This window comes from Vibrio ishigakensis, from assembly GCF_024347675.1.
Lineage (GTDB): Bacteria > Pseudomonadota > Gammaproteobacteria > Enterobacterales > Vibrionaceae > Vibrio > Vibrio ishigakensis.
In genome coordinates this window covers 897,967-919,920 of sequence record NZ_AP024882.1, presented here as the reverse complement: position 1 = coordinate 919,920, position 21,954 = coordinate 897,967, and the positions used below count along the sequence as shown (strand labels likewise).

At 46.4% G+C, this 21,954-nt stretch carries 23 protein-coding genes; 11 read left to right on the top strand and 12 right to left on the bottom strand.

Annotation, left to right across the window (positions count from 1 at the left end):
* Positions 1-28: 28 nt before the first annotated feature.
* Both Pcarn_RS18005 and Pcarn_RS18000 read right to left on the bottom strand, forming a co-directional pair.
* A complete protein-coding gene (locus tag Pcarn_RS18005) occupies positions 29-1,027 on the bottom strand; it encodes an MFS transporter (protein ID WP_261835705.1) in 999 nt (332 codons plus the stop codon).
* 6 nt (positions 1,028-1,033) lie between these two features.
* Positions 1,034-1,258: a hypothetical protein gene (locus Pcarn_RS18000; RefSeq protein ID WP_261835704.1), complete on the bottom strand. Its 225-nt coding sequence runs from the start codon at positions 1,256-1,258 to the stop codon at positions 1,034-1,036.
* A gap of 334 nt (positions 1,259-1,592) precedes the next feature.
* On the opposite strand from Pcarn_RS18000, the gene Pcarn_RS17995 reads away from it, so the two are divergent.
* The gene (locus Pcarn_RS17995) at positions 1,593-2,195 is read left to right on the top strand and encodes a hypothetical protein (protein WP_261835703.1); all 603 of its coding nucleotides are present in this window, start codon (positions 1,593-1,595) and stop codon (positions 2,193-2,195) included.
* On the opposite strand, the gene Pcarn_RS17990 is transcribed toward Pcarn_RS17995, so the two are convergent.
* Together Pcarn_RS17990 and Pcarn_RS17985 are read right to left on the bottom strand one after the other, a co-directional pair.
* Positions 2,192-3,031: a LysR family transcriptional regulator gene (locus Pcarn_RS17990; RefSeq protein WP_261835702.1), complete on the bottom strand. Its 840-nt coding sequence runs from the start codon at positions 3,029-3,031 to the stop codon at positions 2,192-2,194. The two genes, Pcarn_RS17995 and Pcarn_RS17990, sit on opposite strands and share 4 nt — an antisense overlap.
* A 136-nt stretch (positions 3,032-3,167) precedes the next feature.
* Positions 3,168-3,656: a DUF2798 domain-containing protein gene (locus Pcarn_RS17985; protein ID WP_261835701.1), complete on the bottom strand. Its 489-nt coding sequence runs from the start codon at positions 3,654-3,656 to the stop codon at positions 3,168-3,170.
* A 145-nt stretch (positions 3,657-3,801) separates the two neighbouring features.
* Between Pcarn_RS17985 and Pcarn_RS17980 the strand changes: the two genes are divergently transcribed.
* Positions 3,802-4,215: a hypothetical protein gene (locus tag Pcarn_RS17980; RefSeq protein WP_261835700.1), complete on the top strand. Its 414-nt coding sequence runs from the start codon at positions 3,802-3,804 to the stop codon at positions 4,213-4,215.
* Here Pcarn_RS17980 and Pcarn_RS17975 read toward each other — a convergent pair.
* A complete protein-coding gene (locus Pcarn_RS17975; RefSeq protein WP_261835699.1) occupies positions 4,212-4,985 on the bottom strand; it encodes a helix-turn-helix transcriptional regulator in 774 nt (257 codons plus the stop codon). The two genes, Pcarn_RS17980 and Pcarn_RS17975, sit on opposite strands and share 4 nt — an antisense overlap.
* A gap of 150 nt (positions 4,986-5,135) precedes the next feature.
* On the opposite strand from Pcarn_RS17975, the gene Pcarn_RS17970 reads away from it, so the two are divergent.
* Positions 5,136-5,960, top strand: a complete 825-nt coding sequence (locus Pcarn_RS17970; protein WP_261835698.1) for an SDR family NAD(P)-dependent oxidoreductase — start codon at positions 5,136-5,138, stop codon at positions 5,958-5,960.
* Positions 5,961-5,968: 8 nt separating this feature from the next.
* Here the strand turns inward: Pcarn_RS17970 and Pcarn_RS17965 are convergent, their stop codons facing one another.
* The 3 genes from Pcarn_RS17965 to Pcarn_RS17955 all read right to left on the bottom strand — a co-directional run bounded on the left by Pcarn_RS17965 (position 5,969) and on the right by Pcarn_RS17955 (position 8,641).
* Positions 5,969-6,844: a patatin-like phospholipase family protein gene (locus Pcarn_RS17965; RefSeq protein WP_261835697.1), complete on the bottom strand. Its 876-nt coding sequence runs from the start codon at positions 6,842-6,844 to the stop codon at positions 5,969-5,971.
* A 95-nt stretch (positions 6,845-6,939) separates the two neighbouring features.
* Entirely contained in the window at positions 6,940-7,680 is a 741-nt protein-coding gene (locus Pcarn_RS17960; RefSeq protein ID WP_261835696.1) for a DeoR/GlpR family DNA-binding transcription regulator, read from the bottom strand.
* A 79-nt stretch (positions 7,681-7,759) separates the two neighbouring features.
* Positions 7,760-8,641 carry a LysR family transcriptional regulator gene (locus Pcarn_RS17955; protein WP_261835695.1) on the bottom strand — a complete coding sequence of 294 codons (882 nt, stop codon included), beginning with the start codon at positions 8,639-8,641 and terminating at the stop codon, positions 7,760-7,762.
* A gap of 160 nt (positions 8,642-8,801) precedes the next feature.
* Between Pcarn_RS17955 and Pcarn_RS17950 the strand changes: the two genes are divergently transcribed.
* Both Pcarn_RS17950 and Pcarn_RS17945 read left to right on the top strand, forming a co-directional pair.
* Complete coding sequence (locus Pcarn_RS17950) at positions 8,802-9,512, top strand: nitroreductase family protein (RefSeq protein WP_261835694.1); 711 nt, start codon at positions 8,802-8,804, stop codon at positions 9,510-9,512.
* Positions 9,513-9,525: 13 nt separating this feature from the next.
* Positions 9,526-10,602, top strand: coding sequence for a zinc-binding dehydrogenase (locus Pcarn_RS17945; protein WP_261835693.1), 1,077 nt, complete (start codon positions 9,526-9,528; stop codon positions 10,600-10,602).
* A gap of 175 nt (positions 10,603-10,777) precedes the next feature.
* Here the strand turns inward: Pcarn_RS17945 and Pcarn_RS17940 are convergent, their stop codons facing one another.
* Together Pcarn_RS17940 and Pcarn_RS17935 are read right to left on the bottom strand one after the other, a co-directional pair.
* A complete protein-coding gene (locus tag Pcarn_RS17940; RefSeq protein ID WP_261837291.1) occupies positions 10,778-13,201 on the bottom strand; it encodes a formate C-acetyltransferase/glycerol dehydratase family glycyl radical enzyme in 2,424 nt (807 codons plus the stop codon).
* A gap of 2 nt (positions 13,202-13,203) precedes the next feature.
* Complete coding sequence (locus Pcarn_RS17935) at positions 13,204-14,103, bottom strand: glycyl-radical enzyme activating protein (protein WP_261837290.1); 900 nt, start codon at positions 14,101-14,103, stop codon at positions 13,204-13,206.
* Between the two features lie 202 nt (positions 14,104-14,305).
* Between Pcarn_RS17935 and Pcarn_RS17930 the strand changes: the two genes are divergently transcribed.
* The gene (locus Pcarn_RS17930) at positions 14,306-14,980 is read left to right on the top strand and encodes a fructose-6-phosphate aldolase (RefSeq protein ID WP_261837289.1); all 675 of its coding nucleotides are present in this window, start codon (positions 14,306-14,308) and stop codon (positions 14,978-14,980) included.
* An 80-nt stretch (positions 14,981-15,060) separates the two neighbouring features.
* Positions 15,061-15,402, top strand: coding sequence for a hypothetical protein (locus Pcarn_RS17925; RefSeq protein ID WP_261837288.1), 342 nt, complete (start codon positions 15,061-15,063; stop codon positions 15,400-15,402).
* Between the two features lie 208 nt (positions 15,403-15,610).
* On the opposite strand, the gene queC is transcribed toward Pcarn_RS17925, so the two are convergent.
* Both queC and clcA read right to left on the bottom strand, forming a co-directional pair.
* On the bottom strand, positions 15,611-16,294 hold the full coding sequence (gene queC, locus Pcarn_RS17920; protein ID WP_261837287.1) for a 7-cyano-7-deazaguanine synthase QueC: 684 nt from the start codon (positions 16,292-16,294) through the stop codon (positions 15,611-15,613).
* A gap of 70 nt (positions 16,295-16,364) precedes the next feature.
* Entirely contained in the window at positions 16,365-17,774 is a 1,410-nt protein-coding gene (gene clcA, locus Pcarn_RS17915; RefSeq protein WP_261837286.1) for a H(+)/Cl(-) exchange transporter ClcA, read from the bottom strand.
* A gap of 727 nt (positions 17,775-18,501) precedes the next feature.
* Here clcA and Pcarn_RS17910 point away from each other — a divergent pair.
* From Pcarn_RS17910 to Pcarn_RS17895, 4 genes are all read left to right on the top strand, one after another.
* Positions 18,502-18,957: a methylglyoxal synthase gene (locus Pcarn_RS17910; protein WP_261837285.1), complete on the top strand. Its 456-nt coding sequence runs from the start codon at positions 18,502-18,504 to the stop codon at positions 18,955-18,957.
* Between the two features lie 66 nt (positions 18,958-19,023).
* Entirely contained in the window at positions 19,024-19,254 is a 231-nt protein-coding gene (locus Pcarn_RS17905; RefSeq protein WP_261837284.1) for a glutaredoxin family protein, read from the top strand.
* A gap of 80 nt (positions 19,255-19,334) precedes the next feature.
* Positions 19,335-19,853: a phosphoribosyltransferase gene (locus Pcarn_RS17900; RefSeq protein ID WP_261837283.1), complete on the top strand. Its 519-nt coding sequence runs from the start codon at positions 19,335-19,337 to the stop codon at positions 19,851-19,853.
* Positions 19,854-20,260: 407 nt separating this feature from the next.
* A complete protein-coding gene (locus Pcarn_RS17895) occupies positions 20,261-21,925 on the top strand; it encodes a mechanosensitive ion channel domain-containing protein (protein ID WP_261837282.1) in 1,665 nt (554 codons plus the stop codon).
* The last annotated feature ends 29 nt before the right edge of the window (positions 21,926-21,954 follow it).

Here is a 21,954-nt window from a genome sequence, read left to right as displayed (position 1 = left end):
GTAAACACAGTGGCCTTTCTTTTGCTTTTTAAGCCTTCTTCATGCTCTCGTTGAAGAAAAACACCACCAGAGCAAGCAGCGCGAATAGCGTATAAACCAATGACACTTGAGATAGGTCGGCACTATCCACGAAATTAGCTACAAGTGCTGAGATTACTGCGCCCATACCAAAGGTTGTTGCTGTATATAAACCGCTAGCCACACCTGCGCTTTCTTTTAGTTCAGCCAATGCGTTAGCAGGTGAACTGCTCAGTAGCATGGTACAACCAAAGGCGATGATAACCATAGGGACAATCAGTGAGTACCATTGCGCAATACCGCTCATCAAAAACATCATTGCGCCACCAGCCACTATCAACACCAATGAGAGCTTCACTAGCGATTGGATATTTATCATCTGATTGATCTTCGGTGACAAGAAGCTGCCCACCATAAATACAATCGCAATCACCATAAACATCTCACCAAAAGCCACTTGTGACATGTCTAGGCTTCCCATCAAATACATAGGTGCAACAGTCAGTAGATAGATAAACAAGGTTTGGGCGATAAGAGCGAAGAACAGATACGTTCTAAATCTAGCGTTCGCCAGCACCGATAGATAACCTTGCACCAGGCTCGCTTTAGAAGTACCCACCGAGGAAGATGTATCGGCTTTTTCTGCAGGCAGCATAAAGAAGATCCAAACTAGGCTCAGAGCTCCCAAAACAGCCATGATTTCAAATAGAACAAACCAAGAGCTGTGCGCAACGATATAAGCGCCAATCAACGGAGCACTCACAGGTACGAATGCCAAGATTCCGTTTAGATAGCTATAGGCTTTGTTAAGGTTTTCACCTTCAAAACGCATACGGATCAATGCAAAAATCGCGGTAAAACAAGCGCTACCACCAAAGCTTTGCAATGCCCTTAATCCAAGGAACTCAAAGCTATCACTGCTTCCAACATTGGCAATGGCAAACGAGCTCAAGGCAAAAGTAACCAGACCGATAAGTGCAATATTCTTCTTGCCCAGCTTGTCTGCCATACCACCCTAGAAGAGCTGGCCTACTCCCCAGAACAGCATGTAGATGCTGATGGCAAATGATGGCACGTCTGTGTTGCCGAAGAAGGCACCAATGTCATACACGGCCGGTAAAAAGATATCCAAACCTAGGGGCAAAAGGGTAAACAGTGGGAGACCCACTAAAAGGGTTAAACTAACGCTAGGTTTGCTGTGAGTACTGCCCTGTTCGGCATGCTTAGCAATAGAGGTCATACGGATTTCCTCGTCCACTCATGGACACTAAATAGATAACAGCAGGAGCTTTCCTGCTTAAGTGTCGAGGATAATATTCCAGCCTAATCGTTCGGACTAGACAGGCTAAACCTATACATTTGTTAGGCTAAAGCTAACAGTAGTGTCAATTAAGAACTGGATCGCTTCTATAAGCCGAGCTTTTCCTAAAATAAGTTCAACAACTAATTGAAGTGAACGAGACCTGCATCACTCAAAACCGATGAAACGCTTTGTTTCATTTAACCCTTAATGGGTAGCGGTTATAAATCTGTTCAAGGGGGTCGCATAATTATTTCAATGGACGAGGCCTTTTATGACACAGAAACTTTTCTCTCTCAGTCTGTCTTTGATGCTATTAATGAGCCTCTCAATCAATGCCAATGCAGCCCAATACAAAACCTATCAGATGAAGGGTAATAAGGAACAAGCCTTGGTGATCAATGGCGACATTCGAGACGGTGAGTACAAAGACTTCTTAAACTTTGTTTCTGCGGTAAAAACCAAGATTTCTTCAGTCATTCTGCAATCTAATGGCGGTTATTTTGACGATGCACTGAAGATCAGCGACTACATACACAAGGCCGGCTGGAACACCCATGTAGAGACCTACTGCAACTCAAGTTGTGTGTATATGTTCTTAGCTGGTATTTACCGAAAGGCGCACCATAGAGCTAGCCTAGACGTGCACAGTCCTTACTATGGCAACCTTAGAGGCGAGTTTCGACAAGATCAGAAACACTCCAAACTCTACAATCAACTTCTTTCGACGCTATCTGGTTACCTCAACGATAAACAAGCCGCAAAAGAAGTAATCGAGAGAATGTATGACACACCATCTACTAGCAAGCTCGCTTTAAATAAGGCAGAGCAACCTTCAGCATGGGAAGTGGTGAACGACAGTGTTTTTGATATCTAGCGCAGAATCAACTCAGAATTTCTGATCTTATCAAGAAGCTGTTGTACAGCAGGCTTGTTGACTAGGTTTCGGTTAGCAGCAATCAAATACAACTCCAACTGCCCCATAGGCTCTGAATGCCAATAATGATTTGAATTTAGCTGGTTTGCAGTCTGTTTTGGCGCAATGCCCACGTATTTGGAGTTTTTGATGATCTCGTAGAAAGAAGCAAGGCTATCAATCAGGTATTCACCGCTGTTTGCATTGGCAACAAACTTCTCGCTGTAATCGTCTAGCCACTTAAGCTTGATGAGTCGCTCGACAGCGATATCTAAGGTTTGTTGGTGAAACTGCTTGGAGTAGATAAATACTAGGTCACAGACCGCAATCTTGTGGCACTGATAGCGCCTATCCTGTATCGGTTTCTTATCGATAAACAGGTCTATCTCTCCAATCAAGAGATCAGCATAGGCCTTGTTTCTAGAGGGGTAATTGTTCCTTTCTTTAAACGAAAACTGGCTGCCCATGATTTCTTCGTCATGCAGCAGTTGAACAAATAACTCGCTATGAACTTGCAGTGGTTTTAACAAGGTGATCTGAGGTGTGTGGTTACGAAAAACCTCGTACTCATGGTTAATTGAATTGAGGCAATCAACAACGCTGTAGTAGAGAGAGCGGGCTTCATTGGTGGGTATGGTGCTGGTGCCATCTTTAAGAAATAGCTTCTTGCCGCAGTCTCGCTCAAGCCCTGCAATAGCACGTGAGAGAGAAGCTATCGAGGTTCCGGCCTTTTTGGCTGATTCCCTAAAGTTATCTCCCTCATAAACGTGTTTAAAAAGCACCAGTTCCTTGAGCACTACCCTATTCCTGTAACCTGCGTACGTGCTTACCATCCTATCGGAACGTGAATAAATACCAATCGACGTGGATAAAAACTAAGTTTTATCCACAATAGAGCTAGTTTGCTAGTAATGGCCTTTAGCCTTTAAAAGGTTAACTTTTTAAGAACTTCTCTACCTTTGGCTTGATGGTCATGTTTACGGTAATCATTAGTACCAAGGCAACAGGCAGTGCTCCAATCAAACCATTAAACCAAGCATCCATAAACAGCTCTTTGTCGTCGAAGCCGATATTGTTCATAGCCGTTGCAAAGGCCATTCCTGACTCCATAATGCCTGCAATGATAACGCCGATGACAAGATTGCGAGCATGTTCACTCACATTGGAAAACAATCGCTCCGCTAGCTTAGTCAAGCTCACCATTAGCACAAATCCCATTGGCATTACCGTCATAGCCACTGTGGAGAAAGAACCAAACCAATCTTTGAAAAAGCTGTCGCTGTAGCCGAGATTAAAGTAAGTCATCACTCCCGTTAGAGTGCCTCCCATCAAGGTCATCATTGCAAGCACCACCAGAACCTTTAGAACAAGTGGAGTTTTGCTTACCTCAAGATCCATGGTCGCAGTTTGTGCATTCATCATATTCTCACCTTTAATGTAGTTGACAATGACAACTATATTAAAGGTAATTGATTTTGTCAACTAATTGAATTGCAGTAGATTTTACTGCTCACAACAAAGTCACCTCTGGTTACTCTTTGGCAAACACTAATGACCGACACTTAATATGATATTTAACCGATTCTTGAAGCCATTTCTGATCATAGGTGGGCTCATCACTATGTATGCGGGGATCTATGCCATCGACCCGGCCGATGCACTGCGAGAGATGAATAACCTTAGTTACGATCCCAGCTACGTATTTCTGATTCGGCACTGGGGAATCATGGTGGGTTTGATGGGATTTTTTATCGTGATGGCAGCGTTTGTAGAGCGCTGGAGAGAACCGATTATCCTCTACTCTTTCCTAGAAAAGCTATTCATGGTGTATCTGTTTAGCTCAAACCACTTTAATCCTGAGACCGCTTATCTAAACCAGTACTTTATCCCTTTCGCAGTAACCGACATCACCATTTGCTTGTATACCTTAGGCTACTGGTTTGAGGCCAAGCCATCGACTGTGGATTATCAGGCAGGTTAACTAGCCTCTATTCCAAGCCCGTTACGAAGGGCAAACTGAACCAGCTCTGTGTGGTTCTCAAGATCCAGAAGATCCAACATTCGGTACTTGTGGGACTCTATGGTTCGCGGGCTTAAGAAGAGTTTCTCTGCGCACTGTTTCGCGGTCAGTCCCTGAGCTAAGAGTGCTAATACGGTGCACTGCTTCTTGCTGAGTCTAAGCAGTTTTTCACTCTCATCACCCTGTTGCTCAGCCGTCTGACGAAGGCTACGTGTGATAGTGGAATGTTGCCAATAAACCAGCCAAGTATCGCAAAGAAGTTTTAAGCGCCTGACCTCTTCTTGATTAAGGTCATGCTCGCCTTCGGAGAATCGAGAAAAAGCCAGCGCACCCCATAGCTGCCCGAAAAGCTCGAGACGGATTATGCCATGCCAGCGGCCGCCATCCTTGTATAGCTCCTCAAGAGGCCCCACACCTGAAGTAGCTAATTGATCAGAGTTAAAGGTCTGGATCTCCCTCTTATGGCGCAGTAGCTTGAGATAGCCTTTGTAGTTTCCGACCACATATTTTGTCTTATCCAGCTCCGGTATCCCCTGCCTAGATACAGATATTGATTTACCGTCGTTGAGCAAAATCATCGAGTTAGGAAACAGAGTCATCCTATCAAGGTTAAACCACTGCAACGCCTGTAAAGCGACATCTCTAAAGGTAGATTCAAACTCAGCAGGTTTACTCGACATAAGCGCGTCAACCTGTTGGGTTAATAGGGCTTCGAAGGAAATTTCAGGCATAAGGAGTCAAAGAATTGATTTGGGCTACTACCACTGTAACAACGGCTAATTATGAGTCAACTTGCTAAGATGTTTTGCAGTAATTTCTACTGCATATTTTAACAAGCATCAGAATTACCATAGCCCTCTGATGTAACAAGAATAATAAATATGAAACCCAAGAATATTTTGGTCATAGGTGCCTCATCTGGCATAGGTTATGACCTAGCAGTGAAGCTTCTGAAACAGCAACATAATGTCTATTGCGGAGCGAGGCGTTTAGACAGACTAAAGCCGCTGGAAGAGTTAGGTGCCAAGGTGTTTAAGGTTGATGTAACCAAGGCCAGTAGCATCCAAAACATAGTCAATGCCATGATTGTGGAGGTGGGAAGTATCGACATCGTCTACTCCAATGCAGGCTATCCAATTGCAGGGCCGGTAGAGTCCGAGAGTATCTGCAATATACAAAAGCAGTTCGATGTAAATGTATATGGCGCGGCGCGCGTTACCCAAGCCGTGCTACCACATATGCGCGCTCGAAAGCAGGGACGAATAGTATTTACTACCTCCATAGCTGCTCGTGCATCTTCCAGCATGAATGCTTGGTACTCCGCAAGTAAGCACGCACTTAGCGGTATGGCTAAAGCGCTTCAGCAAGAGGTGCACGACTTCAATATTAAGATATCGACCGTAGAGCCGGGTTGTGTGCAGACTGAACTGCCGGATATACAGCTAGGAGATATGCTGAGCAGCAACCGAGTCGCCGCATATGAAGCAACGATTAAGAAATCTCATACCTTCTTAAAGACCGCTTACGACAAGGGCTCAGATACCACATCTACAGTAAACACCCTTATCAAGGCAGGCTTCGCTAGCAACCCTAAACTGGTCTATCAGAGCACCACAGACGCTAAGCTGATGGCGCTAACCATTCGCCTATTCGGTGAAGGAGTCTTTGGCAATCTAGTCACTAAGATAATCGCAAAGGCTGCGTAAATCAGAGGTCAGGCATAGCAAGCTGGGCACTCTTCCGGCGAGAGGTGCTCTATGCCTCGCAGATTCATCACGTGAGCAAAACCTTCGTCCAGCCCCATTTGATAGCCAGTATCTAACAGCTTGCGCTTACGAGTTAAGCGCCTCACCGGAAAACCTTCAGGCGGAGCGATAACTCGAATAGTGGCGTCCCTTGGCGGATTACGAATGAAGTCTAGCGACTGATTGTAGCGATCGGCCCGACCCTGAAGCGCCTCTGCTATGGTTGAGTTTTCCTTGAGCAACTTCTTGATAAACCAATTGTTTTTTAGCTTTGGCATGCTGTAGCTCAAAGGCTCTGACAGAACAACCGTGATATCACGGGCCCCTCTGCGGTACGCCTCTTTCACTGGGATAGAATCAGCAACACCACCATCGGCGTAGCAACCGCCTGAAAAGCATGGGGTTCGTTTGTATGCAATAGGCAAGGCTGTGGTTGCCTCGATAACATCAGCAAGATTATCCTGCGAGACTCGAAAGTAGTCCGCCTCACCTGTGTTGATATTGGTGGCGGCAGCAAAGAAAGGAACAGAGGTAAACAAGCGGTCAAAATCGAGAGGATAACGTTGCATCGAGGTTTCACTGAGCCACTTCACATCCATCAGGTTTCCACCTCTGGCAAAACGAGCTGGATTGAAAAACTCACCTGAGGTGGCAAGCTCAGTAATCACCTTATAGCTACGCCCATGAGCGCCCGTAAGGTAACCCAGCATATTCGACGCACCCGCAGAGACGCCCATTACAAAATCAAAAGGGTTATGTTCTTGCTCCAAGAATGCATCTAAAACACCGGCGGCAAAGATGCCACGCATTGCACCGCCTTCAACGACTAAAGCCTTACTACTCATCACGACTTCCTTAAATCTAAACTGGGCCTAGAATAAGGGGTTAACCGACGTAATGACATTCACTCTTTCTTATCGATTCGATAGGCAGAGGCTTTCTAGCCTAGTTGAACCTCAACCCCTTGTGACTCAAGGAAATCAAGGTCTTCTTTCGGAGCCGATTCATCGGTAAGTAGCAGTGAGATCTGGCTAATAGAGCCAATGGTAGAGGGATAGATTTGCCCAAATTTACTGGAGTCAGTGAGCACTATATTGCGACGCTTCTTAGCTAGAATCATCTCGGCAATATCTGCACGCATCATGTCCCGACTGGTAAACCCAGTATCCTGATGAAAGCCGTCTACGCCTAAAAATGCTGTGCTGAAATGGATGTTCTCGATACACAGCTTAGTTAGTGGGCCAACTAGGCTCTCACCCTGGTGCTGGTACACACCTCCAAGCAAGATGATGTTGGCTGAGGTATTACGGATCAGGTGAGCTATGTAAGCCGAAGGCGTGATAATGGTAACGTCACCGCGCTCGGCAAGGGTGCGAGCCAATAGCGCGTTGGCACTGCCACCCTCAATAAGCACTGTCTCATTTGGATCGACTAGGTCTGCCGCCTTATTGGCAAGTGTCTGCTTGATATCGAAGCGCACCTCTAAGCGATGATCGATATCGTCGTTTTGCAGCGCAGTAGCCGCGCCATGCACCCGCTTTAGATAGCCCTGCTGTTCAAGGAAGTTCAGATCCTGACGGATAGTCACTCCAGACACCCCGATAATCTCAGACAGTTCGGTCACCTGAACGCGCTTTCTATCATTCACTATCTGCACGATTTCGTTTTGTCTTGAGTTCATCTGTTCCACTACCTTTTAATTACAAACAACAGCATTATAGTTTCATATGAAAGACAAATGAAGATTGATTTAAAACATCTTAAGCAGACTCTTCCAATAAAAAATCAATCAGAAAACGTACCCGGGCTGGAAGATAAGAGCGAGAAGCGAAATAGAGCCAAACTGTGAAGGTTGGAGGCGAATACTCTTCCAGCAACACCACCAGCTGTGATGCCTGTTCATCATTGATGTAATTCTTTGGTACACAAGCGACCCCTGCTCCCTCTAGTGCTCCCCGAAAAGCTGCACCTGGGCTATTTACCTTGAGATTCCCCTCTGGCATCAAGAGCTGCTCTTTGCCATCCACGACAAAACGCCAAGGAATCAATCGCCCCGTACTTGGTGAGCAGTAACTTATGCAGTTCAAGCCTTTGAGTTCTTCTGGTGTTTTTGGCAGTGGTTTACCTTCTAAATAGTCTGGGGACGCCACATACACCAACTGTACATCCATGTAGGAACGAGCAATCAAGCGGCTGTCTTGATTGATGAAGTTCCCTATCCCAAGGTCAAAACCGTTTTCTATCAAGTCTTGGACTTGGTCATTGAAGTGGAGATCCAACTGAACATCTGGATAGCGCTTTAAAAATTCCAGTAGCCTTGGGTAGATCAGCGTCTGACCCATATGATCGGGAAGATTAATCTTGATCTCCCCTGCCACGCTTTGGGTAGCATCAATACTCGCCTCAATGCTTTCTTCTAACTCCGCCATCAGGTGTGCCGTCTTGTCATACAGCACTTTTCCCTCTTGAGTCAGGGTCAATGAGTGGGTTGAACGATGAAACAGGCGCTGCTGCATCTTCTTTTCAAGCTGAGAGATGGCCTTACTGACCGCAGCGGGAGAAATACCGCACTGACGCGAGGCCGCTGAGAAGCTCCCCTGCTCTACCACTTTCAGGAAGATAGGCAATTGACTTGGAATCATTTGTAACCTTTGGTTGAAACCATTGTAACTACTTGTAATCTACAATTTAAACCATCCCTTTGCTTAAATATACCCCAACGGCATATCAGTGCCTCATCGAATTTAAGCCAAAGGTGATTAAGATGAACCCAATTCTAGACAACTTAATACTCGTCGTTCAGTGCGTAACTTTACTGGCGAATCAGTAAAAGAGCAGGACCTACAACTTATCTTAAAAGCCGCTCAGCAAGCGCCGACTTCAATCAATGCGCAGCAGGTGAGCTTAGTCATCACCCGTAACAAAGAGAACATTCAAAAGATTGCTGAAATCGCAGGTGGCCAACCTCAAGTAGCCAGTGCCGATGTATTTATCACTATCGTTATCGACTACCACCGCACCGCTGTGGCAACCGAACTTGCTGGCAAAGAGCAGGTAATCCATCGCTCTGCAGAGGGCATAGTAGTGGGTGCAGGTGATGCAGGCATCATGCTCAACGCACTGCAAACTGCGGCGAATAGCCTAGGCTATGGCTCAACCGCTATCGGTGGTATTCGTAATAACCCTCAACAGATGATCGACCTACTTGGTCTTCCAGAGAAAACCTATCCTATCGTGGGTATCACCCTAGGTGTGGCCGACGATAGCCAAGGCGCTCAAATCAAACCACGCGTACCACTAGAGAGCTTCGCTATGTACGAAAAATACGACCAAGCGACGGTAGATAAAGGCGTTGAACAATACGACCAACAACTTCGTGAATGGTGGGATGCTCAGCAGCTAAACAACATGCGTAGCTATGCAGAAGAAACTGCAGCCTTCTATCAAAACGTATACTTCCCAGAGGTTGCAAAAACCATGCAACAGCAGGGTTTCCAATTCGGTGACGAGTAATCAGGAGATAGCCATGTTAGACATTAAACTGCGCGACTTTTCAAAGCCTGTTGAGTTAATCCAAAGTGACATTCCTACGCCTAAAAAAGACAGCGTAGTAGTACAACTCGAGGCAACGCCGCTACTAAGCTATACCCGTGATTACCTGCAGGGCAACCTACCTTACGCCTACCCACCAATGCCGTTTACCCCAGGCACTAACGCCATCGGTGTTATCCATGAAGTGGGTGAAGGTGTGGTTAGCTTGAAGAAAGGTCAGCGCGTAGTAGTTGATTGCAACTGGGAAAAATCCGAAGGTGTGGCAAACCCTGAGCGCGTGCTTATCGGCCTAACCGGTATCAGCGCCAATAGCCAACCGATGCTGGAAGAGTTCCCTAATGGTACTTGGCGTGAGTACGGCGATTTTCCTGCTCAGGTGATCATGCCTATTGAAGGTGTCGACGATATTCCTTCGACACAACTGGTCACCCTAGCAAGATTTATCGTACCTTTTGGTGGTCTGCGCCGCATGAACCTTAGAGCGGGTGAGACTGTGGTTATTAACGGAGCGTCTGGCTACTTTGGTTCTGCCGCCGCTATGGGTGCTCTGGCTATGGGGGCAAACGTAATCATGCTAGGCCGAAATGCAGAAAAACTGCAGAAGATTGCCGATAGCATAGCGCCAAATAGCAAGCGTGTTTCGGTAGTTGGGCTAAGTGATGATCTTGAGGCTGACGTTGCCAAGGTTCGCGCTTTAAGTAGTAATGGCGTGCACAAAGCACTGGATATGATTGGCCAGTCAAACAGTGCTCACAGCACTATGGTTGCTCTTAACTCACTGAATCCAAATGGACAGTTGGTACTCATGGGTAGCATGCTGACACCGCTTCCTGTGGACTACAACAAGTTGCTTCTGAACAACTGGGAGATCAAGGGTAACTTCATGTACACCCGAGATGATTACCTTGCTCTGGTTGATATGGTTAAGGCTGGATTAATTGACCTGAATAAGGTTGAAGTGACTAGTTTTGGTCTTGATGAGATTGAACAGGGTATTGAGTCGGCTAAGAGTAACCCTATGCTGAGTAATACTGTGTTGAAGTTGGGATGATGAGTTTGGTGCGTTGAGAAGATCCCGTATAGATCCTGTCGGATTTTACGGAATGACGATTGCACAAAGGAGAGGCACTCTACCTCTCCCCTTTAAAAAGATCCGTCATACCGGAAACCTCATCAGAGGTTATCCGGTATCTTCCCACCAGCAGAGTTTTCTTTAAAAACTCAAATCACAACTCATGCTCAGTACGCGCAATAATGTCATCCTGCGCATCCGGTGACAGGGCAGTAAAGAACGCAGAGTAACCCGCCACACGCACTACCAAATCACGATACTGCTCTGGGTTCTTCTTCGCAGCCAACAAGGTATCGCGAGAGACTATGTTGTACTGCACATGCCAGCCTTTATGGTGGTTGAAGAAGGTGCGGATCAGCATAGATAGCTTCAGCTTATCGCCATCGGATTCAACCGCTGCCGGGCTGAGTTTCTGGTTTAGAAGCACGCCGCCGAGGATCTTATTCGCTTGGATCTTGCCTACCGAGTTATACACCGCCGTTGGACCTAAACGGTCTGAGCCTGATGATGGGCTAGCGCCTTCTGCCAGTGGCGTAGTCGCTTTACGTCCATCCGGAGTTGCCATTGTGGATGCACCGAACGGCACGTTAGCTGAGATACTTGAGGTACCTGCATAATAACCGCCACCGATAGGGCCTCGGCCATGACGGGTGTTTACAAACTGATCCAGCTCTTCGATATAAACCTGATACGCCTCGGCTAGCAGGTTATCTACTGCATCGTCATCATTACCAAACTTAGGCGCGAAGTTAATTAGGCGCTGACGAAGTTGCTCGTTCTCAATACCATCAAAGTCTTCCGCTAGTGCTTTGGCAAGCTCAGGCTGAGTGATTTGCGCATCATCAAACACCAAGTGCTTGATTGCTGCCAAGCTGTTGCCTAGGTTGGCAATACCTACCTGTAGCCCCGACACCCAGTCATACTTAGCTCCGCCCTCTTTCACTGTTTTACCACGAGAAAGGCAGTCATCCACCAGCGATGAGCAGAAGATATCGTGCGCTTGCTGTTCCAGCACGCTGTCGACCACGGTATCAATCTCGATAGATTTTCGAGTGTAATAACGAATCTGTTCAGCCCAAGAGGCCATGATTTCATCAAAGTTACCAAAGCTGCCGTTTGCTAGTGACTTGTCGTGTGGCAAGAAGGCTTTACCTGTGGTTGCATCCACACCTTCGTTTAGCGCCGCTAGCAAGATACGAGCGAAGTTGATAAAGCTCATCCCAGTACAGCGATAGCCCCATTTACCTGGAACCGCTGTCTCGATACAGCCGATTGAGGCATAGTTGTACGCGTCTTCGCGCTCAACGCCAAGCTTGATGAACTCTGGAATTACGATTTCATCGTTGTTAAACGCAGGCATACCGAAACCACATTTGATGACCTCAATACAACCCATCAGGAACTCTTGATTCAGGTTCTCATGATAACGAACACTCAGGTTAGGCTGGGTGCTACGAAGCTGTCCGCAAGACTCAAGGATCGCCCAAGATAGCGGATTTACTGCATCCTCAGCTTCACCTTTGTCATTCAGTTTTTGGCCACCAATACAGACGTTCTGATAAAGCGGAGAACCTGCGGATGCCTTGGAGTGTGCGCCCGAACGGATCTTATTCACCTCAAGTAGCTTTAGCCAGCAGCTTTGTAGAAGCTCAAGAGCAAAACCGTGCTCAATCTTGTCTTCATTGATATCGCGAACATAGAAGTCATTTAAGAACTGGTCCATGCGACCGAAAGAGACAGAGTGACCATTAGATTCAATCTGTAGCATCAGCTGTACAAAGTAAGATAGCTGTAGCGCTTGCCAGAAGTTTTGTGGAGCCTCGTAAGCCACATGACGGCAGTTCTCCGCAATCGACATAAGCTCAGATTTGCGCTGTAGTCGATCTTCATCCTGCGCCATACGCTCTGCTAGATCAGCGTAGCTCACCATGTGCTCTTGAATAGCAAAAAGCACAATTTCAACCGACTTATAGAACTGTTCTTTCTTCAAACCATCGAACGTTGAAACATCATTGTTAGCTCTGTGCTGACGAACCTCTTCAATCAGGCCGTTCATACCTAGCTTAAGGACCTTCTCGTTATCTACGGCAAGGTGCGCATCACCCGAGGTCATGTTGCCTTCTGCCTTGATAATGGTGCTAGCCAAGATCTCTTGCTGTTCATCAGTGAACAGACCATAGCAACGGTCTTGCACCGTCTTGCCTCTCCAGTATGGAGTGATGGCATGGATGTTTTCTTTGTCTAGCTCGGTTACCGCAAAGCCAGCGCCTGGACGATCGGCTAGGTCATCAATCTCAGCTTCAATCCAACGCACCGTGTATTCAGGGAAGATTGGCGCGGCGCGAACCTTGCTCGCTTGGTTGCCGACGATAAGCTCATCATGCTTGATCCAGATGGTACGAGTGCGAAGGTGCTCTTGAAGCGCTAGTGCACGCTGCACGATTACAGGCTTGTCCTCGTTCGCTTGATAAGCACGAGTATAGGCCTCAGCACGCTCAGTACATACCGGCGGAGTTACTATGTTTACCAGAGCTGATTTATGCGCCTTGATGCGCTCAGGTAGGAAATTTAAGTCCATGATCAACCTCTTACAGTCACGTTAAGTTGGGTATTTTCGCTTGCGTATTGCTTTGCCAGTTCTAAAAGCTCTGGCTTGTTCAATGGCTTGTCAGAGCAGAGATAAGGCATATCTAGCAAACGATATTTATTGATGCCGAGTGTGTGGTACGGCAGTAAATGAAGTTCTTTGCAGCTTTCAAGTGAAGCAGCAAAATCGATAATTTGTTGAAGCTCTTCGATGGTGTCGTTAAAGCCCGGCACTACAGGAACACGAATCACAATGCGCTTGGCGATAGGCGCAAGCTTTCTAAAGTTCTCTTTGATACGCTTGAGTGAACCTTTAGCCCAAGTGAGAAACTTCTCTTCATCTGTATGTTTAAGGTCGGCGAGCCAGCAATCGATGTGCGGCGCAGCTTGTTCGATATTTTTCCAAGGCACATGCATGCAGGACTCAATCGCAGTCGACACACCATTTTGCTTAAGCTGCGTGGCAATCTCACTTACCAACTTGGATTGCATTAAGGGCTCACCACCTGAGAAAGTGACGCCACCACCACTTTGGTCATAGAAAGGCTTGTCTTTCATAAGAACATCAAACAGAAACTCTTTTTCAGACTCTTCACCGCATACGGTTAGTGCTTGGGTCGGACAAACGTCTTGCAGAGCAATCAACTGCTCTTCAGAGATAGCCTTGCGATTAACCACTATCTTGTTGTCGATGCGCTCTATGCCATCACACGACTCAGCACACAACTGACACTCATCCATACAGCTTCTTTCATCAAATAGAAGTGAGCGCTTTTCACTACGACTTTCAGGGTTCTGGCACCAAGGGCAGGCCAAGGAGCATCCCTTTAGAAACAGAATAGAGCGGATCCCATCACCGTCATGGGTAGAGAATCGCTGAATGTTGAAGTACATAGTTTCACCTGCATTTGGTCTGGAAAAAGTGATGTTTAGCTTTCAAATGACAGCCCATCACTTTCGCTTAACTTTCATTAATTGAAATTATTATACTTTCAAATGAAATTTCACTTGATCCAAATCAAGATCTGATTCGATAGCCAGATCTATAGTGAGCCCAACTTAACAAACACAATATTTTTCTGTATAGGTAAAAACCATGATTGAACTCTATCTAGATACTGCAGACGTAGCAGAGGTTAAGCGCTTTAACTCTTGCCTACCTTTGAAAGGCGTTACGACTAACCCAAGCATCTTGGCAAAATCTAAACAGGGATTAACAGAAACGCTAAAAGGAATGAATGAAGCGGTCAGTGGCACTCCTCGCTTTCACGCTCAAGTAGTCAGCACCACAGCAGAAGGTATGCTTGAAGAAGCCCGTCAACTAAACGAGCTGCCTTATGACATGGTAGTGAAGGTGCCAGCGACAGAAACCGGTCTTACGGCGATTAAAATGATGAAAGCCGAGGGTATTCAGGTACTTGCTACCGCGATCTACTCAGCACAGCAAGGCTTTCTAGCGGCTCTTTGTGGCGCGGATTATCTAGCTCCTTACGTAAACCGCATCGATGCGATGAACGGAAACGGTGTAGAGGTAGTGGCCGATCTACAGCTTCTTCTTGATCAAAACCAGCTACCAGCGAAGATCCTGGCGGCGAGCTTTAAGAATACTCAGCAAGCAATGGAAGTAATGAAACTAGGCATCGAAGCGATTACGCTACCCACAGACGTAGCCGCTCAGATGTTCGCTCACCCAGCAGTTGCGCCTGCGGTTGAACAGTTTGATAAGGATTGGAAAGAGGCTTTTGGAGATAAGCTTTCATTTGAAAGCTAATTTTAGAGAAGACCAAGCTATGTGGGAATAGAATCCACCTATACTTAGTGTAGTAATCCAACTGACACGGAGTATCTCACATGGCTTGTTCTCACTCAGTTTCCCATCCAGAGCACACCCACGGCCCGGGTTGCGGCCATACCGCCATCAAGCACGGCGACCACATAGATTATGTCCACGACGGCCACCTACACTGCCCACATGAAGACCATTACGACGAACACGTGATCGAGGTCTCTGACACCAACCCTGACGGTTGCCACCCAATCCAATGCGATAGTGGCCATGTTCACGGTCCGGGTTGTGGTCATGAGCGTGTACCTCATGGGGATCACTTCGATTATATTGTCGATGGTCGACTGCACCATGTGCATGACGGTCATTGCGATGACCATGGTCCGGTGGAGATTGTGACTGAATAGGGTTTAGATGAAGAAACGCCCTGCTTTTGCAGGGCGTTTTTTTAGCTGTAAGCCGTCAGATCAATTGTAGCTCTTTACGTTATGAAGGTCCCGGATATGCTTCGCATTCCGGGATGACGCAAATTAAAGTGGAATAGAATCAAACAATTATCGTCATACCGGAAGCTTTGAAAAAGCTGTCCGGTATCTTCCATCCACAAAACCCAAATCAAGCCTTAGCCAAATAACTCTTCATCACCTCGGACTTATTATCCAAATAATCCTGCAAGCCATTCGCACGTAGCAAGCACGCAGGGCAGTCACCACAACCTGTACCCACAATGCCGTTGTAGCAGGTTAGGCTCTCATCACGCACAAGCTCCAGCGCCTTGTAGTGGTCAGCCATGGCCCAAGTTTCCGCTTTGTTTAACCACATCAGCGGGGTCTTCACTTCAAGGTCATAGTCCATGCCTTGCGCCAACGCAGAGTTCATCGCTTTTACGAACTCATCACGGCAATCAGGATAACCAGAGAAATCTGTCTCACACACACCGGTGATCAGGGTCTTCGCACCCACTTGGTATGCATAGATACCAGCAAGGGTAAGAAATAGAATATTACGGCCAGGAACAAAAGAGTTCGGCAAACCATTTTCTTGAAGCTCATGCGAAACTGGGATGTCATCACGGGTTAGAGAGCTCACCGCGAGTTCATTTAGCAGGGTTACATCCATTACCTTGTGCGCCTTAACGCCAAGCTTAGAGGTCAGCTTCTGCGCTACCTCGATCTCCTCACGGTGACGTTGACCGTAATCGAAGGTAATCGCGTGTACTTCATCATATTGCTCAAGAGCCTGAACAAGGCAGGTTGTTGAGTCTTGACCACCGCTAAAAATCACTACGGCTTTATTCATGGTTCAATCCTTAGGCTTGAATTTTAATGGCGCAAATGTAGCAAAGAACGCCCACTATTTCGACCCTAGCCTATTCGGTAGCCTTGTTATCTTCCGGTAGGTCTTTTTGCTGTAGCTTACTGTTCTTTAGGGTTCGGTGTAAAAGCTGGCTATAGATAGGTTTTCCACCTAGCACTTGCGCCATCATAACAGCGCCAAGACAGGTAATAATAAGTGGCAGAATCAGGTCATAGTTATCTGTCATCTCAATCACCAACAGGATCCCTGTGATGGGTGCTCTTACTGTTGCAGCGAACAGTGCCCCCATACCTGCGATAGCGAACATGCCAGGCTCAACCCCCGGGATTGGGAAGTATTGTTGAGAAATAACGCCAAAGGTGTAGCCAAACAGAGTTCCCAGCGCCAGCATAGGTGCGAAGATGCCGCCTGGTGCGCCAGAGCCAAAGCAGATAAGGGTTGTGATTACACGGCCAAAGAACAACAGCGCAAGGATAGTCACCGAGTAATTGCCATTGGTGATATCTGGGATAAGGCTGATGCCACCGCCGGTAAGCTCAGGTACGTAAAGAAGTAGCAAACCAAAGGTCCCACCGATAATAGAACCGGTGATGAGGTAACGCTTGCGGTCATTGTTGTGAAGGGCAACAAAGCGGTCTTGAGAGAAGGTGATCAGCTTGTTGATGCACACACCCACGATGCCAAACAGAGTGCCAAGTAATAGGAATAGCCACAATGAAACCAACTCAGGGGTTTCATACTTAGGCATGCTAATTACCGCCTCTTGGCCATTGATATAGCGAAATACAATGTTCGACAAGATTGAAGAGATGATAACCGCGCGAATAGATATCAGTGAGTAGCGAAACTGAGGACGCATCTCTTCGACAACAAACATAATGCCTGCAAGGGGCGCATTAAAAGCAGCAGCCAAACCACCCGCAGCACCTGAGGCCAGTAGTGAGTGTCTAGTATCATCATCTTTTACGCGGAAGATATCTGAGATCATTCGACCTACAGCACCGCCCATCTGCACGGTAGGGCCTTCACGACCAAGCACCATACCAGAACCAAGTGCGCCCATACCGCCGAAGAATTTAACAGGAAGCACGCGCCACCAGCGCACTGGGCGGATGTTATCCATAGCGCCCTCAATCTCAGGGATACCTGAGCCTGCAGCTTCTGGGGCAAAGCGGTGAACAAGAAAATAACCGACGAAAGCAAGAGCTGCACTGATAAGGATGGCCGCAAGCCAAAGAGGAACCACGCCAGCGATTTCGCTTTTCAGCCAATCGGTGCGGGTTTCAGAAACGAAACGTACTGCTATCTCGAAGTAGGTGCCGACGATACCGGCGAGAATGCCAACCAAGGAAGCCATGATAAGAACGGAGAAGCTGCTTTTGTCGCGAGAGATAAACTGGTTAATCGCATCCTTAGGAACTCGATTTAACACAGATTTAATTATCACTTCTCGCGTTGGCATAGTTTAAAACTCTCATTCTTTACGTTGCTACTGAAATCTAGGCTGGATCGTTCGAGGAGACTGAACACGCCGTTAGACTTAACCCAAAATCAGGATAGTCGCTCAGAAAAGAGTGAGGGCTTTCATTTATGTAAACAAAACTTCCGTATTTTTATCTAGGGAGAATCTTTATTTCTCGCCAGATTTATTTGCTCGTTTTTATTTGAAGCATATTTAAGAAGAAACGAACAACTAATGACCGAACCTGTCACCTGAACCCACACCAAGCCCTTTGGACTAGCCTTTCCCTAGGTGTCTGCCTCGAGTCATATAGGCAGAAGATACCGTCTCCTCTGCGCTATGAATCATTGCCTGCGCTAAGTATACGCCTTTACCAGCAAAGGGCTTAGGGCTAATCCTGCAATTTAGATTTTCATTAATGAGCCAGCGACCTTACAAAAATGGTTCTTCAAGCAATAAAGAGGCTCTAGATAGATATATAAATTTGTCTCTAAACTTCATCTATTAATTAATATAAGTTCGGAGTTATAAATCTATTTTATAATGAATTTGTTTAGGTCTATTTATTATATTCATGGTGATTTTGGGCTAAATATACCTCCCAGCCCGTTTAAATGAGCAAATCTTGTACAAACTGACACACAAAAATGCACTTTGCTGTCCCTTCGTTGCTCGATTGAGTGTTACTATCGAATCAGTTTAAAGAAAGGTTCAAGGAACTCCATTAATGGAAAAAACTACTCGCGTGATGAAACAGAGCAAACAGATCGCTCTAGTTGCCCACGACCACTACAAACAAGAATTAATCCGCTGGTCACAAGAAAACAAAGACAAGCTAGAAAAGCACAACCTGTTCGCGACCGGCACCACAGGTAACCTTCTAAAGCGTGAAACTGGCTTAGATGTCACTCCGCTTATCAGCGGTCCTATGGGGGGCGACCAACAACTTGGCGCACTTATCTCTGAAGGCAAGATCGATATGATGGTGTTCTTCTGGGATCCACTAAACGCGGTACCACACGACCCAGATGTAAAAGCTCTACTACGTATCGCTAGTGTGTGGAACATCCCAGTGGCAACCAACCGCGCTACTGCTAACTTCCTGTTCAACTCTCCTATGCTCGAGCAAGAAGTAGAGATTGAAATCCCTGATTATCAGGCATATCTAAACAAGCGTATCTAGAGTCTGATACACTTAAGCGAATCTAAAGAGCCACCATCGAGTGGCTCTATTTTTGGAAGTAAGAAAATGAAACGACTCGTCCTATACGTTAAAGACAAATGCCCCCATTGCAAAGATGCTCAACGCTACCTTGATTCAAAGGGCTATAAATACCGCTTAACCAACGCCAAGATGCAACGTGGCCGAAAAGAGTTAGACGCAATCGGTGCTCGCTCATTGCCTGTGCTCAAGATTGGTGACCAAATCATGATTGGCTGGAATCCAAAGAATTTCGAGCGCATGTATAACGCCAAATAGATCTCAAGAATTGCCTATATTCCACCGACATGTTCGTAGTGGGTATAGGATATTAACAGTTCTAATATTTGGAGATACACATGACTCATCCACACCTAGGTGACTTGGTTCTTAGCGAGCAGCAGATTGCTGATGGCGCTCAAATCGTTGCCAATAAGCTGAATACAACCTTTGAAGATGCGGTTGTGATTACGGTTGTGCCTGGCGGCATTCTGTTCACTGCTGATCTAGTGCGTAAGCTTAACTTCACGATAAAGATGGATTACATCTCTTGCCCCCATACGCCCGGCGATAGAAATAATAGCTCTGAGATAATTTTCCACCAGAACATCGCTATTGAAGGCAAGGATGTCATCATGGTCGATGATGCTATCGAATCAGGTGGCACCATGAAACGCCTGGTTGAACATATTCAGAGTAACTACAAGGTGAAATCACTCTCGATCGCTACCTTGTTTGTAAAGCCAAGCCGTGTCGATATTCCAGTACCGCAATACTACGCCTATGAGATGGAAAACGATGACCTACTGGTGGGTTATGGACTGCCTTGGCAAGATGAACTTAGAAACATCCCTTACGTTTCTAAGCTAAACAAATAGATAAGTAAGCGCCCCTCAATCGAGGGGCGTTTTTTTGTGCGCATTACAAGTATCTAGCTCACTATGAACGCTCATTTATGTTGTACACTCTTTGGTAACGTCTTATTAAACCGAGACTTGCTAGGGTCTGTTGACTTTTTGCGGTTGAGTTTTGCTCGAGTCAGAGACGATTTAATCGCGGCGAGGTTCTTGTAGCCTAGTCATCTAAGCAAAAGGGCCTCAACAAAGAGTAAATCGTCTCTGGCCGAGCCCTTCGGGTAGCGTTTGTTGGGCATTTCTACCGCGTTAGACACTTTTCATGTAGAACCACTACACCTAAAAGTGTCTGCCTTGTATAAAAGCCCAACAACTCGCTACAAAAACGAACTCAAAAGGTCAACAGACCCTAATGTCTTTAAGAAGGGTATATGGAAATCTCGTCACGCAAGGGACTCGCTAGGCTAGTATTGCTCTGGCTGGTAATGATGTTCAGCTGCAATAGCCTCGCCGAAGAGGCAGTCGCTACCATGTCCAAATCGCGTATCGAGCATGAGCTGAACAAGGTCAATAAGGACCTTAAAGAGCTCTCAGACGCATTAGCTATCTCCAGCGGTGATACCACAGATGCCTTACAGCTTAAATTGTTCCAAAAAAACGAGGAACTCAGAGCAATTCTTGCGACGGCTGTAAATCAAAACTCTATTCCCAAAGAAGAGTTGATTGCACAGATAGAGATCCAGAAAAGCTACTCCAAAGGCGCTAACACTTACCTAGAGGAGAAAATCAAGGCACTGAATGCAAAGATTGATGCAGCCAAAAACGAAGAGCGTCTCTCCCTTATCAACGACTTTCAAGAGCTGCAACACTATCTCAACAGCGTCACCAATTCTAGTTGGCAGAATATCCAATGGCTACAGACTCTCGGCGTTGACGAGAGCGCAGCGGAAGCGCAGTTTAGAGGTGTTGTAGTGCAGAAATTACGCCTCACCTCTGCTTCTGTTGAATACCTTAATCAACAGATCGGTGTGATTGGTAAACAGCTTTCGGTAGCCCCTGAGTCGGAGAAAGCCGGCCTGCAACTGGCTCAACTAGTGGTTAAGCAGCGTCAAAGCATTGCAGTGGAGAGTTTAACCACCTTAATAAGCGTGTCGGATCAACTCGGTATTGATACCTCAGAATACAAACGACTGCTGTTTGAGGTTACAGGCAGCATTACTCAAGACCTATTCGAGGGTAAGGTTATCCTATCTATCCTTACCCACTGGTCTTCATCGGTTTGGGATTGGCTTGGCACCACCGCTCCTCAGCACCTATTTCAGCTGTTCATTTTTATTCTGCTGATACTCATTACCAAGATGGTGGTAAAACTGGTCAGGAAAATCACCAGTAAAACGGTTGAGTCCAAGAACCTTAATCTTTCACAACTGATGCAGGACTTCTTTATTGGCATGTCCGGCAACATAGTGTGGATCATAGGTATTATGATCGCCTTGTCTCAGGTGGGGTTAAACCTCGCCCCTGTGCTTACCGGCTTTGGTATTGCTGGCGTTATCATTGGTTTCGCTCTGCAAGACACTCTATCCAACTTCGCGGCCGGCATGATGCTGCTTATCTATCGTCCATTCGATGTAGGGGACTTTGTATTTGCGGGCGGTGTAGATGGCAAGGTAAGTCACATGAGCTTGGTGAACACCACCATCAAAACCTTCGATAATCAGATCATCATCATCCCCAATGGCAAGATATGGGGCGATGTAATCAAGAACGTTACCCACGAACGATTGCGCCGTGTCGATATGGTGTTTGGCATTGGCTATGCCGATGATTTGCTAAAAGCAGAGAAGATACTGACTGATATCGTGGTGGCACATCCTGCGGTTCTTAAAACGCCTGAGCCAAATATTCGCGTTCATACCCTAAATACCTCGTCGGTCGACTTTATCGTTCGTCCGTGGGTGAAAACCGATGACTACTGGGATGTGTATTGGGATGTGACCAAAGAAGTAAAACTCACCTTCGACAGAGAAGGCATCTCTATTCCCTTCCCTCAACAAGATGTGCATTTGCATATGGTTGATAAACCTGAAACCTAAGCAAAACGCCCCTCAATTGAGGGGCGCTT

Coding starts and splice junctions, on each gene's coding strand:
- Pcarn_RS17970 (WP_261835698.1), top strand. CDS start 5,136: ATGAAACCCAAGAATATTTTGGTCATAGGTGCCTCATCTGGCATAGGT.
- Pcarn_RS17965 (WP_261835697.1), bottom strand. CDS start 6,844: ATGAGTAGTAAGGCTTTAGTCGTTGAAGGCGGTGCAATGCGTGGCATC.
- Pcarn_RS17930 (WP_261837289.1), top strand. CDS start 14,306: ATGATTGAACTCTATCTAGATACTGCAGACGTAGCAGAGGTTAAGCGC.
- Pcarn_RS17940 (WP_261837291.1), bottom strand. CDS start 13,201: ATGGACTTAAATTTCCTACCTGAGCGCATCAAGGCGCATAAATCAGCT.
- Pcarn_RS17900 (WP_261837283.1), top strand. CDS start 19,335: ATGACTCATCCACACCTAGGTGACTTGGTTCTTAGCGAGCAGCAGATT.
- Pcarn_RS17945 (WP_261835693.1), top strand. CDS start 9,526: ATGTTAGACATTAAACTGCGCGACTTTTCAAAGCCTGTTGAGTTAATC.
- Pcarn_RS17895 (WP_261837282.1), top strand. CDS start 20,261: ATGGAAATCTCGTCACGCAAGGGACTCGCTAGGCTAGTATTGCTCTGG.
- Pcarn_RS17905 (WP_261837284.1), top strand. CDS start 19,024: ATGAAACGACTCGTCCTATACGTTAAAGACAAATGCCCCCATTGCAAA.
- Pcarn_RS18005 (WP_261835705.1), bottom strand. CDS start 1,027: ATGGCAGACAAGCTGGGCAAGAAGAATATTGCACTTATCGGTCTGGTT.
- Pcarn_RS17975 (WP_261835699.1), bottom strand. CDS start 4,985: ATGCCTGAAATTTCCTTCGAAGCCCTATTAACCCAACAGGTTGACGCG.
- Pcarn_RS17935 (WP_261837290.1), bottom strand. CDS start 14,103: ATGTACTTCAACATTCAGCGATTCTCTACCCATGACGGTGATGGGATC.
- clcA (WP_261837286.1), bottom strand. CDS start 17,774: ATGCCAACGCGAGAAGTGATAATTAAATCTGTGTTAAATCGAGTTCCT.
- Pcarn_RS17925 (WP_261837288.1), top strand. CDS start 15,061: ATGGCTTGTTCTCACTCAGTTTCCCATCCAGAGCACACCCACGGCCCG.
- queC (WP_261837287.1), bottom strand. CDS start 16,294: ATGAATAAAGCCGTAGTGATTTTTAGCGGTGGTCAAGACTCAACAACC.
- Pcarn_RS17985 (WP_261835701.1), bottom strand. CDS start 3,656: ATGATGAATGCACAAACTGCGACCATGGATCTTGAGGTAAGCAAAACT.
- Pcarn_RS17955 (WP_261835695.1), bottom strand. CDS start 8,641: ATGATTCCAAGTCAATTGCCTATCTTCCTGAAAGTGGTAGAGCAGGGG.
- Pcarn_RS17960 (WP_261835696.1), bottom strand. CDS start 7,680: ATGAACTCAAGACAAAACGAAATCGTGCAGATAGTGAATGATAGAAAG.
- Pcarn_RS18000 (WP_261835704.1), bottom strand. CDS start 1,258: ATGACCTCTATTGCTAAGCATGCCGAACAGGGCAGTACTCACAGCAAA.
- Pcarn_RS17910 (WP_261837285.1), top strand. CDS start 18,502: ATGGAAAAAACTACTCGCGTGATGAAACAGAGCAAACAGATCGCTCTA.
- Pcarn_RS17995 (WP_261835703.1), top strand. CDS start 1,593: ATGACACAGAAACTTTTCTCTCTCAGTCTGTCTTTGATGCTATTAATG.
- Pcarn_RS17980 (WP_261835700.1), top strand. CDS start 3,802: ATGATATTTAACCGATTCTTGAAGCCATTTCTGATCATAGGTGGGCTC.